Raw genomic sequence first — 13,300 nt, forward strand, 5'->3', positions numbered from 1 at the left:
ATTGCAAACTTTAATATTAATTAGCCGTTATAATCATTTTTTAAATACTTTAATGTATCCCATTTTATTAATTGACTTAGCACACAATAAGTCATGATTATTCCTAAAACAATTGGAATATAGACTGGCGGTGGTCCTATCATATTCATTTGATGACCAATGTAAGTATAAGGTAAACCTAATCCAATGGTACAAATAACAATTGCCATTATATTCACCGGTCAAGTACCACGACTTTGAATAAAAGGAATTTTTTCAGTTCTAAACATTTGTACTATTAATGTTTGTGTTAATAAACCTTCAATAAATCATCCTGAGTTGAACATATTAATATTTTCTGCAGAAGGATTACCAAAGACACCAAATCCAAATCCTAAAATTGCAAAAGTAGAGATATCAAAAATGCTACTTATAGGTCCATTAATAAAAGCAAATGGTAACATTCCTTTTGGATTTCAGCGTTGTGGTTTTAATAAAAATGATGGATCAACACGATCAAAGGCAATTGTAAATTGTGAAATATCATATAATAAATTTTGAAATAATAATTGTACTGGTGACATTGGTGCAAAAGCAAATCATGCTGATGCTACTAGCACACTAAAGACATTACCAAAGTTAGAAGCAATTGTGATTTTAATATATTTTAAAATATTACCAAAAATGCGACGACCTTCAATAATACCTTTTTCTAAAACTAATAATGATTTTTCTAATAAAATGATATCTGATGCTTCTTTTGCAATATCAGTAGCATTATCAACAGAAATTCCAACATCAGCATTTCTTAATACTAAAGCATCATTAATACCATCACCCATGAAACCAACGACGTGATCATTACTTTTTAAAGTTTGAATAATCTTTGCCTTTTGTAATGGGTTTAGTTTAACAAAAATATTATTATTTTCAACAATTCTTTTTAATTCATATTCAGTTAGGCCAGTTAATTGTTCACCAGAAATTAATCCTTTAATTTCTAGATTAACACGATTACAAATTGCTCTTGTTACTAATTCATTATCACCAGTTAATATTTTAAGATCAACACCATGTGTTTTTAGCAATTTGATCATTTTTGTTGCTGTAGGTTTTGGTGTATCAAGAAAAGTTACAAAACCAAGAAAAATTAAATTTTTTTCGTTTGTTTCATTATATTTATTATTAGTAAGATTTGTATCTTCATATGAGACACCTAAGACACGTAATCCTTGTTCATTTAATTTTGTTATTTTTTTATTAACCATTTTCATTAAATCAGAATTTAATGGTATTACTTTATCTTGATAAACTATACGATTACATGTATTAATAACTTCTTCAATTGCACCTTTACAAATTAATTTTTTATTATTTAATTTATCTTCTAAAACAACTGTTAATTTACGACGATTAAAATCAAAAGGAATTTCATCAATTTTTTGATAATAATTACTTATATTTTTTAATTTGTTTTTTTCTCCAAATTCAAGTATTGAATTATCCATTGGATTTTTTATTCCTGTTTGAAAATAACTATTTAAATAAATAAACTTAATTAAGTCATTATTTGTTTTATTATCCAATGTTATATGGTTGACTACTTCAATATTATCATTAGTTAAAGTTCCTGTTTTATCAGTACATAAAATATCAATTGCACCTAAATTTTGAATAGCAGCTAGTTGTTTAACAACTACTTTTTGTTTACTCATTTTACTAGCACCTCGCGCTAGATTAGAGGTAACAATCATTGGTAGCATTTCAGGAGTCAAACCAACAGCAACCGAAATTGAAAAAATAAATGCTGCAGGTCAATTGTTTTTTAAAAGACCATTGATAATTAACACAATGGGTACCATTACTAGCATAAAGCAAATTAACATTAAAGTAACGCGTTTAATTCCTTTGGAAAAACTGCTTAATGGACGTTGTTTATTTATTGTATCAGCAATAGTAGCGAAGTAGGTGTTAGTAGCTGTTGCTATAACAATAGCAATTGCACTTCCAGAGACAACACTTGTTCCCATAAAACAAATATTTTGTAAATCAAATAAGTTTTGATATGTAGGATCGTTAATAGCGTGTTTTTCAGCAGGTAGTGATTCTCCTGTTAATGATGATTGATTAATAAATAAATCATTGCTTAATAAAATTTTTAAATCAGTAGGAATTAAATCACCCGCTGATAAATAAATTAGGGCGGTTGTCAAATTTACGAAATAATTAATTATCATATTAGTAACTTATTTCCAAAAATGAATTATTTGAAAAGTAATGAAAAATTAGACAAAATTACTCTCTTTAACCCTTAAATTTAAATTTATATTCGACGTATTTTAAAAATATACATTTAAAAAAAATTATTCTCAAACTTATTAAGGAAAAAGACAAGAAATAATCTTGTCTTTTTTTGTAATTGTAAAATTTTAAAATTTTTAATAACCGTCTTTAACGCTATTATCAACACGTGTTAAGGAATTAAAAAAGTGAACTACAACACAGTTGTTAAAAATAGTAGCTAGCATGTGGACTTGCATGAATAAATAAAAAGTGGAGTGATACCTAATAAATTATACTAACCATTAATGGTAATTCTTGGGGTGGGAGCGAATTGGAAACTAGTATATATAGACCTGTTGTAGGGACCTATTGTATTAATTCTATTCTTTATTTAACCAACCTTGCCACTCCCCAGTGAGCAAGTGTTGGTTTTATTTTTTATTTTTTTTGAAAAATTTTTTTGGGCGAGAAAATAAATTTCAAACTTGTAAAAAAAATTGAGCGGTGCCGGTTCAATTAAAATATTAATTTATTAAACATAAATTAAATAAATATTGAATCGAATGCCTCATCGTTTTTTTAAAATTTTTAAATTATTTACGAGCCCAGAATTTCTGAAATGAATAAAACTAATAATAGTAATATTAATAAACTAAAAATCAAAATATATGTCCTTTATGCTAGAAAGCAACAGGACATATTAGTAAAGGATTATTATGGCAATAGAAATTCTTGATTATGAAGCACTAAGAAAGATTGATAATAAAATTAAAAAAAGAAGAAAAAGATGTGTTGAATGTAATGAATTATATGAAGATGACAAAATCCAAATGCTTTATCGCTTTAAAACAGAATTAGAAGCAGAACAACATGATATTAGAAAATTTGAAGATGATTATGATATTGAAGAACATTTAGATTATAAAAACCCATATGGATATGTTTGTGATTGATGTAGAAGTGATTAATTATGCAAATAGAGTTTAAAAAAGAACAAATTATTAAAGATAAACCACAATCTATTCTTATTGATTATTTTGAATATAAATTATCGCTTCCAAAATGAATGATTAAAAATAATTCTTTTATTGTTGATAACAGTTACACATATTGAGTTTTTAATTTAGAAAATATTAAAAGAGAACTAAATGGTAATGAATTAATAAAATTATTAGAACCATATATTAAAGACCAAAAAATAACTGTTAATAAACCAACGCCTCCAAAAGAATATTATCTTAATGATATAAAACTAGAACCATTAACATTTTATGAACAGTATAATAGTTGATTTATTGGTGAAATAACAGATAACAAAACTAAAATTACTAATCCTTGTTTTAAATATAACATTACGTGAGAAGAAAACAGAAAAGGTTTTAAAATAAATAATCCATACAAACATGATGATTTACCAATTAATTATATAGTTACTTCTTATAAAGAAATTTCAACTCATAATGAAAAAGTATTTTTGTTGAACATGTAAACAACATAAATTAGATTATTTATTCTTTAATACTGATGATATAAAAACAAGACAAAACTTTTTAAGAGATAAAAATAGTAAAGCAATTTGTTATGACTGTATTTTAAATATTAGATTAAGTAGGAGGTATAAATATGGATAAAGAATATTTAACTAAAAGAGGAACGATTTATATAACGGACAGTGATGATATTGAATTTAAAATAGGACTAATTAAACTGATTGATGATTTAAAAAAATATAATTTAGTTTGTGGTCATAAAGAATTTATCGAAGAATGCAAATATTGCTGAAGTAATTGTGATTTGGAAATTATCAAAACAGTTGTTAGAGGTTAAGTGGGAGGTTTAAATATGAATAAACAAAAACCATTTTCTTATAAAGACCAAGAAATAATTAATGAATATAATAAAAAACGTAATCAAGAAATAACAAAAGAACATTTAAATAATATAGAAAAATTAAGAGAAGATTTTAAAAAAGAAATAATTAATGAATATAAAGAAAAATTAATTAATAAAATACTTGATTATGAAACCTTTTATATTAGTGATACACAAGGTTTAACTCCATTCGGATTTATTATTAAATTAAGAGATGAAATTAAAAATGGAGACTTTGATTAATAATGCAATATGACTTAATTATTGGAATTGACCCAGCAGGAATAGGTAATAATGGAATTGTTATATATTCAAATGAAACAAATAATATTGTTTTTAATGAAACATTTAAAACTAAAACAGTTTTAGAAAGTAAAAATTTGTATAAAAAATACTTTTTATTAATTAAAAAACATTCTGATAATAAAAAAATATTAGTTATTGTCGAAAATTTCTTTTTAAATTCAAAACAATTATTAACTAATCCATTAGTAACTCCTAAAATTATTGGTGCATTAATGGTATTAGCACAAGATGTTATGAACTGAGATTATTTAGAAAGTGAACCAAAAAATAAAAATAAAATAACAGAATATAAAGGAAATATAAAATTAACAAAACATGAACAAGATGCTTATAAGCATATTCAATATTATTTAAAAAATCATAAAAAAATATTAATTTTTGATAATTATTTAAGGAAATTATAAACATGAAAGATAAAGCAAATTATGTCAAATTAACAGTCAAACTTAGTAATACTATTGAAGCAAAATACCATGAAAAAGGTAATAAAGAATTATATTATAGTGTTCGAGGTCAATGAAATGGTTTAAACTATGTTACTTTAATTTTTAATAACCCAAAATTTTATAAACGATGTATTTTATTAAACAAAAATGATGAAATTATAGTAACTGGTCAAATCTTTAATACTTTAAACATTCCTAAAAATCGTGCATTTTGTTCAATTAATGTTAAATGATTTAAAAAATGAAAGGAATAACTAATGAATAAATGTGAACATGAAAATGTAAGTATTGAATTAATATTTAGATGTGATAATTGTAAAGCTGTTCAATTTCAACATCCAAAGGAGAGTAAATAATGACTGAAAAAGAAGCTCTTAAATTAGCAAAAAAATTAGAACCAAAAATTAAAGGACATGGAGTTGTGGGTGAATATATTGATAATGGTTGAAATATTTATTGTAAACAAGTAATTAAAGGTGATGCTAAAGAAGATTGTTGAGAAGCTAGTATATTTATTGATGATTTAAAAGGAGAATAACTAATGAATAGATGTACATGAACTGAAACAATAACATTTGAAAAATTTATTCATGAACCACATTATGATGAAATTAAAAATGAACAAAGACAAAGACAATGTGAAAATATGACAGATGAGCAATTTGATGAATATCGTAGAACATATTGTAAAAAACATAGAATTAAAGTTGATGAAATTAATAAATCAAAACATAAAAATTGTATTAATAAAGAAAAATTAATTAATTTTATTATAACAACTCTAAAAGAAAATAAAGAATCTAATTCTAGTGATTCATTTAAAATAGGACAAGAAAGTGTTTTATTTAATCTTCAGATGTATATTAATGAAGGAGACTTTGATTAATGATTATATTACCTACTTTGTTTGAAAATAAAGATGAAATTGAAATATTATCACCATTTCCAAAAGCAATTCATACAAGTAATGATATTAGAGCAATTATTTTAAGACAATATCCAAATGTTAAATCAAAACACATAATTGTTTCTGACCCGGAAAGTAATGTTGCATTAATAGTTGGTGATAATGATGTTTATCAAGGTTGAATTAAAGTAACAATTAAAAAATTAGAAAATTAAAGGAGATTAAAATGCCAAATATAGAAAATCAATCAAATTATACTTTAACTAAATTAATTAGAACCGGTATAAGCCCAATTTGTGCAATGATAGGTACAAGTGCTTATTATGGTCAAGTGATTGTAAATCCAGTATTAGGTTCAATTAATAGTTTATTATTTGGTAAAAAATTAGGTTTAGATATTTGAAATTTAAATCAAAGACCAAATACTAAAAATAAATTAATTAATAGTAGTAAAAAAATCTTATTAGGTTTAGGAACAATTGGTTTAGCAAATTATAGTAAATGAACAGAAAATAATATTAATCCTATTATTCCAACAACACCAACTCCAATAACTACTACAACTACAACAGAAGGTCCTCCATGATTATTATTAAATAAACAAGAACATCAGTCATTAATGGATTGAGATACATATATTAGTTTAAATGCTTATGGTATTTCAAATCTTATTAGTGGATTAACTGAGTTAATACCTAATAAATTTGAAACAATAAGAAAGATTTGTAATATGGCTACTGGTGGATGTTTAATATCAAGTGGTGTAGCAATGGGTATAAATAATGATTTTAATAATGCTTATGCAATTCCTACTATTGTTGCTGGTGGAAGTGAAATAATCCATAATTTACTACCTATGGAAACTACACATCATAATGAAGAAATGCAAGAAACATCATTTAATGATGAAACTGCAAGATTAGTAAATGATAATAGATTCACAATTAATAGTGAAACAACTAGTCAATACGGTAGTGATAATATGAGCGAAGTAGCATTAAATCACAATAATGCTTCATTAAATTGAGATTATAATCACATGAGTTTATAAAGGAGGTGAATAATTTATGAATAAAGAAAAAATACTTGAATATTACAATGATAAATTAAAACAACATGAAAAAGATTTAGAAGATATACGACTGAATGAACGTTTAATTGCAAATCTTTTAATGGATGCAAAATGTATGATTGAAAGAATTAATAAAGGTGAATTTGATGAATAATCAAAAATAAATAATAAATAGTTGAAAGGAAAATATTGAGATGAAAGAATTTTTACATGAATTAATAATTATTGGAACAAGTGTTGGAACATTAATTTGCAGAGAAATTATTGTTTTATTAAAAAGATTTATCACAACTCCAAAACATGTTAGAGCAAATAACAAAATTATAAAACATCAAAAAAAATTAGCAAAATTAAATGAAAAGATTAATAAAGGAGAAAAATAATATGACAAAAATTGAATTTAATAATAAATATCATGATTTAGAACTTACCATTGATGCTGATTATGAATTACGCATTAGTAATGACTATTTTACATATGAAGATGTAGAAAAATTAGAACAAGCAATTATTGATTATAAAAAACTAATAAGTGAAATGCCACAATTAGTTAAAGATTGATTATTGGGATAAGATTAGGAGAATGTTAAATGTTAGAAAATGAAAATAATGTTCAACAAACAACTGAACCTTTAAATGAAAATAATGCTTCTTCACAAGAAATAGAAAATAAAGTTAATGAAGCAGAAAATAAGTTAAATAAACTTAATCAAGAAATTAAAGAAAAAGAAATGATTAATATATTTAAAAAATATCAAGTTAAAACTGAATTTTATGATTATTTAAAATTTACAACAAGTAATATAGAAAATTCAAAAATTGAAGAAACTATTAAAAAAATGATTAAAGAACAACCAGTATTTAAACAAACAATTAATACAGGTGGCAATAAACAAATAATTATTAATAATAAAACAAATGATAAAGAAAATTTTTTAATTAATTATAAAAAGAAAAATTATTTATAAACGAAAGGAAGAAATAAAATGTCAGTACCATTTAATCAAAATTTAGACAATACAGAGAGATTAGTAGAAGCACCAGAATTTATAGAGTTTTTTAAAATTTCAAATAGTCCATGGGCAAACTTTTTTCCTACTGAAATTGTTGACTCAGTAAATATTGAGTTTATTGTTAAAAAACCAAAAAAACCGGAAGTAAAAATTATTGCTTGGGATGATAAAAGTAAAAGATATGAATTACCATATGTTGATACAGATAAAATTAGTAAAAAAATAACTAAAAAATATCTTGCAGGAGAAATTATTGCAGATGTAGATTTAAAAGCAAATAATGGACAAAATTTATTAGATAGTATGCAATATGAAGTTGCAAATGATTTAGCAGATAAATTGGCAATTGATGATACACAAGCAATTGCAAAATTTGCTACTAAAATCGATATTGAAGATACAACACCAGTAGGCTATTTAAAATCGATGTTATCTGCTTGAAATACTTTGTTTCAATTTAGAAATATTGCAAATAGTAAATTTTTTATTACTAATGGTCTTTATGATAGTTTAGTTTATTTAGCAGATAATAAAGGTTTAATTACCGATAATCAGTTGGCACAACAATTACGTTTAAATGGAAATAATTTATATGTAAAAGGGGTATTATGTGAAATCGTTCTTGATGACTATATGATTTTTACTAATGATAAAAATGAACAACAATTAATGACCTTTGTTTTAGCAACACCAAGAGCAATGAAAAGATACATGATAGAAAATACAGTTATTTATGTAGATTTTATTAAAGATGATAAAGCAGGAAGAGCATATAAAGTTGCTGGTGAAGTTGTTGGAGAAGCAATACCATATATTTCTAATAATGAAACAACATCAAGATGAATGTTATGTGGAGTTATTAAAACAGAAAAAACTGATTTAAAAACTAAAATTACAGTTTTAACAACAAATATTACTGCAAATGTTAATAACAATAATAATGAATTAAATACAGAAATAAAAAGTAGTAATGAACTTAAATCATTAAATCCAAATTTAACAAATCCAACTATTAAATATTTTGGTGATGTACAAGGAAAAACTAATGTAAGTAATCAAAAACAAAAAGCAGGTGACTTATACATAGTTATTTCTTCAAATGTTAATGATTTAAATTATAAAGGTTCAACAAATCCAATTAAAATAACTCTTAAATAAAGGAAATTAATATCATGCCAATTGGTACAACTAGTACAGCAATACTTTTAAACATAAATAAACTAAAACATACTAGAACAAGTAACCAACAAGAAAATAAAAGTTTTTGATGAGAAATTTTAGAAATGATTGGTGTACAAGTTATAGCAGTAGCACTTGCTCCTTTTACTGGTGGATTAAGTGAAAGTGTAGCACTTGGATTAGGTGCAAGTGATTTTATTGCAAGTACTATTAATTTTGGTATTTATGCTACAACTGATTTTACTATTAATCAAGTTTATGATTATTTAAAAGGAAATGTAACAAAATTAAATACTTTCTTAAATTTATTACCTGCATTTGCTGGACTTAATAAAATTAGTCGTGGTTATCGTACGACTAAATTTATTAAGTTAGCACAAAAAACTAAAACATTAGAACAAGTTGGTATTAAAGAAGCAAAAAACTTACAAGAAATTATTAGTCAAGTAAGTGGAAAAGAAATTTTAACAGATAAAATTATTGGTAATAAACGTTATTTAATGAATTATAGTTTTACTCCTAATCGTGAAACAGTATTACGAGATTTAGGTTATGTTGCTGAAAGACAATATAAGAATAATTTTCAAAAATTAGAAGCACAAGAGTTAAAAGATTATTTATTATTACAAAATACATTAATAAAATTAAGCCCACAATTAACTCCTAAATTTAAAATCAAAGATATTGAAAAAGCAAATAACTTTTTAAAAAAATATAATACTGATTTAAAAAAAGTACTATCTATGAACCAACATGATTGATTAAATTTAGTTCATACAATACATTCAGAAAATAGATATGGAAAAACTTTAATTTTAGATTTACAAAAAATTCGTGCTAATGCTATTAAATTTAATTTTAAAAATAATGTTATTCATCAACTTGTTTTAAAAGCAAATCAAAGTTTTAAATATTTTGATATTAGATTTTATTTAAAAAAAGGTTTAAATAAATTTTGAAAAGATACACCATATTTTGAAAAAATAAGAGAAAGTATATATAAATTACAAGAAAAATTTGAAAAGTTAGAAAAACAAGCATTTGAAAAAATTAATAAATTAAAAGAAAAAGCAACTGATTTATTTACTAGTGCAGAAAAAAGAGCAATTAAACATGCACAATTAATTCCATTAAATTCACCAGTATTTATGGGTTGTAAAATTCAACCTTTGTCATTAGATAAATGTGCAATTACTATTTATCATCGCAATCATAAATATAAACCAATTACAGTTGTTGATAGTATTCTTAAAGCAAAAAATTTTGTTACTCAAATACATCCATTCCATTGATATCGTTGATATAGTGGTTGATACATTGGTTATGGTGTTAATCGTAATAAATGATTAAAAGCAATAGCATTTGCTCCACCAGTTGTTCAGCAAGTAATTAAAGATAGTTTTAAAGTATATAGAGAAATATTTAGAATAGTAAGGACTTATCATAAAGTAGTTAATGTTATTAATAATCCTATTGAAAATATTAATAAATCATTTAAAAATGTTGGTTTGAAGTTTTCAGTTAATACTTTATTTGGTACAGGATTATTACATCATTTAGAAAAGTTCGCATATAGTCAAGTTATAGAAAAAAGTAAGAAAAAAATAAAAAAAGGCAAAAATAAACTACAAAAAGAAATTGAACATATAACACATAGAAAAACAAAAAAACATACTCATCATTATAAACAAGCATTTTTTAAGGAATGATAAATTATGATTAATAAACTTTGAACTGATGTCAGTCTTGAAAATTATAATAACTGATATCCATTAACTGGAAAAATTACAAAAACGCCACAGCAATATATACAAACATGACCTAATGTTAATGATTGATTTATAACGTTTGGAATACGTGCGCAAAACGATATTAATGCTTATCTTGATTTTATTTTATCTAAATTTCCTTTTGATAGTTTTAAAGATGAATTAATTAAAGAAACATTAAGAGATATGGTTTATGTTATGGTTGAACATTGAGTATTTAATCGTACACCAATTGAATTTAATGTTGATGCTACTATTCAATTTAATAATGGTAATCAATTTAGTGCAAATAGTACTCCTACGATTAATGTTTGAGATTTAGCACCAAGTAGAATGAAAATATGAGCAAGATTAACAGAATTAAAACAAATATTTTCAAGTTATAATGATGATGAAATAGATGTTGAAAAAATTGACTTAAAAGCATTTTATACTAGAAATCAAGTTGATGAATTAATTAAAGAACAAAAAGAATTTACATTATTAAAACAAATTAAATTATATGATGATTTAGTTGATGATAATGATAATGAAATATATAGAGGTCCTGTTAGTAAATTTATTAATAAAGGTTATGTTGCAACAGATTATGATAAAGAAACTGAAACAATGATTTTAGATTGACCTGATGAAATTGGAACATTACCACCTGAAGCATTACAAAATAATCCACAAGTTGGTGATTTTACTCATGCACCAACATGTGATTTTTCTGCTAAACAACAAAAACGAATTACTACTAATGAAAATGAAATTAACAAATTAAATACTGAATTAATTAAAGCAAATGAAAATATTAATGATGTTAAAAATAATTGATTTAATATTGAAACTAGTCCATTATGAAAAAAAGTATCTTCTTTTATTCCAAGTAATGAATTTGGTAAAACATATTTAGCAATATGAGGTTATATTTATCAACCCCCTAGTACTCCTACTGATAATTATATATATAGTGATAAAAAAACTATATTTAATTTAGGCGGTGATATTAACAGAACAACACAAACAAGTATTAAGTTAGATGAGTTAATTATAAAGGACAATGTTAAAGTACAATTATTATTCACTAAGGAATGAAATGATATTACCGTGGTTTCTAATGATATTAATTACCAAGCGGGTTCTGTTACATTATATCGATATATAGGAAAAGGAACACCAACTGAGTTTATAGCAGAAGAAGGTACTGAACGTGATTATTATACAAAAATAGAAACTAATAATTTATTAGATAAAAAACAAAATAAATTAATTGCTGGTGAAAATATTACTATTGATAAAGATAATAAAATTAGTGCTATTGGTGGAAGTTCAGATTTATCAGATTATTATAAAAAAGAAGAAGTAGATAAAAAATTAGAAGATAAAATTGATAAAGACCAATTTAAATATGCTTTTGGTATTAATACTATTGGTACTGAAATTCCTAATTTAGAAACTACTAATAAAACAGTTGTTGGTGCTATTAATGAAAATAAAAGTAATATTGATAAAAAACAAGATAAATTAAAAACTATTATAGAGGATACTACTTATACAATTATTAAATATGTTGGTACACCATTAGGACAATATACTGGTGATTGAGAAATACCACCAACTAAATTTATTAAAAAATGAATTAATGAAAGTTTAAAAAATAAACAAGATAAAATTAATGATTTAGAAAATAAAATATTTAAAGATAAAGCACAAAAAGAAAATATTATTGATTTACTTACTAATGCTTTTTATCTTGCAAATACTCTTTTTGATGAAAATGAATTTTATGGAACAAATACAACAAATACAAAAGAATTAGGTAATAAAATTCATTTAAAAGCAGATGGTATTGTAAGAATTTTACAAAATAAAAATATACCACAATTAGAAACTTTTTATAAAACTATTATAGATGCTATTAATGAATTAAATAAAAATTTTAAATCTTTTAAAATTAATTCAAAAAGTTTAGTAACTAATAAAATAGAAGAAAATATTTGAGATATTGAATTAAAAGATATTCCTCCAACACCAAGTCCAAGTGGTTCAAATTGAAAAGAAGTAGGAACAAGAGAGAAAAATCAATGAGATAATTGACAAATTACTTATGATTTTCAAGAGAATAAACATTATAGAGTTTATTATTCTTGAAATATATATAATCCAGTTTATGCTATTCAAGAATTTATTATAACTGATAATAGAATAGCAGGTGTAGAAATAGAAGTTTTTAACAATAATAGTAATGTATTAGTTTTATCAGTCAATGGTGCAAAATTTATTACTATTTACTCTCTTAAAGGTAGTTATAAAGGTAATACATGAAAATTAGAAGAATTACAGGAATAAGATTATGTTTTTTAAAATTATAAAAATTATTTTAGGTTTAATTGGAGTTTTATTATCTTCTGCTGTTGCTGGTTTAATTATATTTATTATTGTAAAAATTGTATTAAAAATTAATCAAATATTTTAAAGAAAGGTGGTGA

General features: G+C 23.6%; 19 protein-coding genes. 18 read left to right on the forward strand and 1 reads right to left on the reverse strand.

The annotated features are described in order from the left end of the window. Positions 1-20 precede the first annotated feature (20 nt). A complete protein-coding gene (mgtA, locus tag AAHM95_RS05055) occupies positions 21-2,216 on the reverse strand; it encodes a magnesium-translocating P-type ATPase (protein ID WP_342274283.1) in 2,196 nt (731 codons plus the stop codon). Between the two features lie 762 nt (positions 2,217-2,978). Between mgtA and AAHM95_RS05060 the strand changes: the two genes are divergently transcribed. The 18 genes from AAHM95_RS05060 to AAHM95_RS05145 all read left to right on the forward strand — a co-directional run bounded on the left by AAHM95_RS05060 (position 2,979) and on the right by AAHM95_RS05145 (position 13,287). Then, entirely contained in the window at positions 2,979-3,230 is a 252-nt protein-coding gene (locus AAHM95_RS05060) for a hypothetical protein (protein WP_342274284.1), read from the forward strand. A gap of 2 nt (positions 3,231-3,232) precedes the next feature. Continuing rightward, complete coding sequence (locus tag AAHM95_RS05065; RefSeq protein ID WP_342274285.1) at positions 3,233-3,751, forward strand: hypothetical protein; 519 nt, start codon at positions 3,233-3,235, stop codon at positions 3,749-3,751. Between the two features lie 134 nt (positions 3,752-3,885). Then, a complete protein-coding gene (locus AAHM95_RS05070; protein ID WP_342274286.1) occupies positions 3,886-4,089 on the forward strand; it encodes a hypothetical protein in 204 nt (67 codons plus the stop codon). A 15-nt stretch (positions 4,090-4,104) separates the two neighbouring features. Beyond that, positions 4,105-4,377: a hypothetical protein gene (locus AAHM95_RS05075; protein ID WP_342274287.1), complete on the forward strand. Its 273-nt coding sequence runs from the start codon at positions 4,105-4,107 to the stop codon at positions 4,375-4,377. Between the two features lie 2 nt (positions 4,378-4,379). Continuing rightward, positions 4,380-4,844 carry a hypothetical protein gene (locus AAHM95_RS05080; protein ID WP_342274288.1) on the forward strand — a complete coding sequence of 155 codons (465 nt, stop codon included), beginning with the start codon at positions 4,380-4,382 and terminating at the stop codon, positions 4,842-4,844. Between the two features lie 2 nt (positions 4,845-4,846). Further along, the gene (locus AAHM95_RS05085) at positions 4,847-5,140 is read left to right on the forward strand and encodes a hypothetical protein (RefSeq protein ID WP_342274289.1); all 294 of its coding nucleotides are present in this window, start codon (positions 4,847-4,849) and stop codon (positions 5,138-5,140) included. Positions 5,141-5,241: 101 nt separating this feature from the next. After that, entirely contained in the window at positions 5,242-5,424 is a 183-nt protein-coding gene (locus AAHM95_RS05090; RefSeq protein ID WP_342274290.1) for a hypothetical protein, read from the forward strand. A gap of 3 nt (positions 5,425-5,427) precedes the next feature. Further along, positions 5,428-5,772: a hypothetical protein gene (locus AAHM95_RS05095; RefSeq protein ID WP_342274291.1), complete on the forward strand. Its 345-nt coding sequence runs from the start codon at positions 5,428-5,430 to the stop codon at positions 5,770-5,772. After that, the gene (locus AAHM95_RS05100; protein WP_174480108.1) at positions 5,772-6,008 is read left to right on the forward strand and encodes a hypothetical protein; all 237 of its coding nucleotides are present in this window, start codon (positions 5,772-5,774) and stop codon (positions 6,006-6,008) included. The genes AAHM95_RS05095 and AAHM95_RS05100 overlap by 1 nt, the downstream gene beginning before the upstream one ends. Positions 6,009-6,019: 11 nt before the next feature. Continuing rightward, on the forward strand, positions 6,020-6,844 hold the full coding sequence (locus AAHM95_RS05105; RefSeq protein ID WP_342274292.1) for a hypothetical protein: 825 nt from the start codon (positions 6,020-6,022) through the stop codon (positions 6,842-6,844). Positions 6,845-6,860: 16 nt separating this feature from the next. Beyond that, entirely contained in the window at positions 6,861-7,019 is a 159-nt protein-coding gene (locus AAHM95_RS05110; protein ID WP_339041839.1) for a hypothetical protein, read from the forward strand. Positions 7,020-7,059: 40 nt separating this feature from the next. Then, entirely contained in the window at positions 7,060-7,248 is a 189-nt protein-coding gene (locus tag AAHM95_RS05115) for a hypothetical protein (protein WP_174481134.1), read from the forward strand. A 1-nt stretch (position 7,249) separates the two neighbouring features. Continuing rightward, positions 7,250-7,438, forward strand: a complete 189-nt coding sequence (locus AAHM95_RS05120) for a hypothetical protein (RefSeq protein ID WP_342274293.1) — start codon at positions 7,250-7,252, stop codon at positions 7,436-7,438. A gap of 17 nt (positions 7,439-7,455) precedes the next feature. Further along, positions 7,456-7,833: a hypothetical protein gene (locus AAHM95_RS05125; RefSeq protein ID WP_342274294.1), complete on the forward strand. Its 378-nt coding sequence runs from the start codon at positions 7,456-7,458 to the stop codon at positions 7,831-7,833. An 18-nt stretch (positions 7,834-7,851) separates the two neighbouring features. Further along, positions 7,852-9,036: a hypothetical protein gene (locus AAHM95_RS05130; protein WP_342274295.1), complete on the forward strand. Its 1,185-nt coding sequence runs from the start codon at positions 7,852-7,854 to the stop codon at positions 9,034-9,036. A gap of 14 nt (positions 9,037-9,050) precedes the next feature. After that, positions 9,051-10,769 (forward strand): hypothetical protein, encoded by a 1,719-nt coding sequence (locus AAHM95_RS05135; RefSeq protein WP_342274296.1) that lies wholly within the window; start codon positions 9,051-9,053, stop codon positions 10,767-10,769. A gap of 3 nt (positions 10,770-10,772) precedes the next feature. Further along, entirely contained in the window at positions 10,773-13,160 is a 2,388-nt protein-coding gene (locus AAHM95_RS05140) for a hypothetical protein (RefSeq protein ID WP_342274297.1), read from the forward strand. Positions 13,161-13,164: 4 nt separating this feature from the next. Then, a complete protein-coding gene (locus AAHM95_RS05145; RefSeq protein WP_255495889.1) occupies positions 13,165-13,287 on the forward strand; it encodes a hypothetical protein in 123 nt (40 codons plus the stop codon). Positions 13,288-13,300: the final 13 nt, after the last annotated feature.

Origin of the sequence: Spiroplasma endosymbiont of Phycita roborella, assembly GCF_964031195.1 — a bacterium.
GTDB classification, from domain to species: Bacteria; Bacillota_I; Bacilli_A; order Mycoplasmatales; family VBWQ01; genus Spiroplasma_E; species Spiroplasma_E ixodetis_A.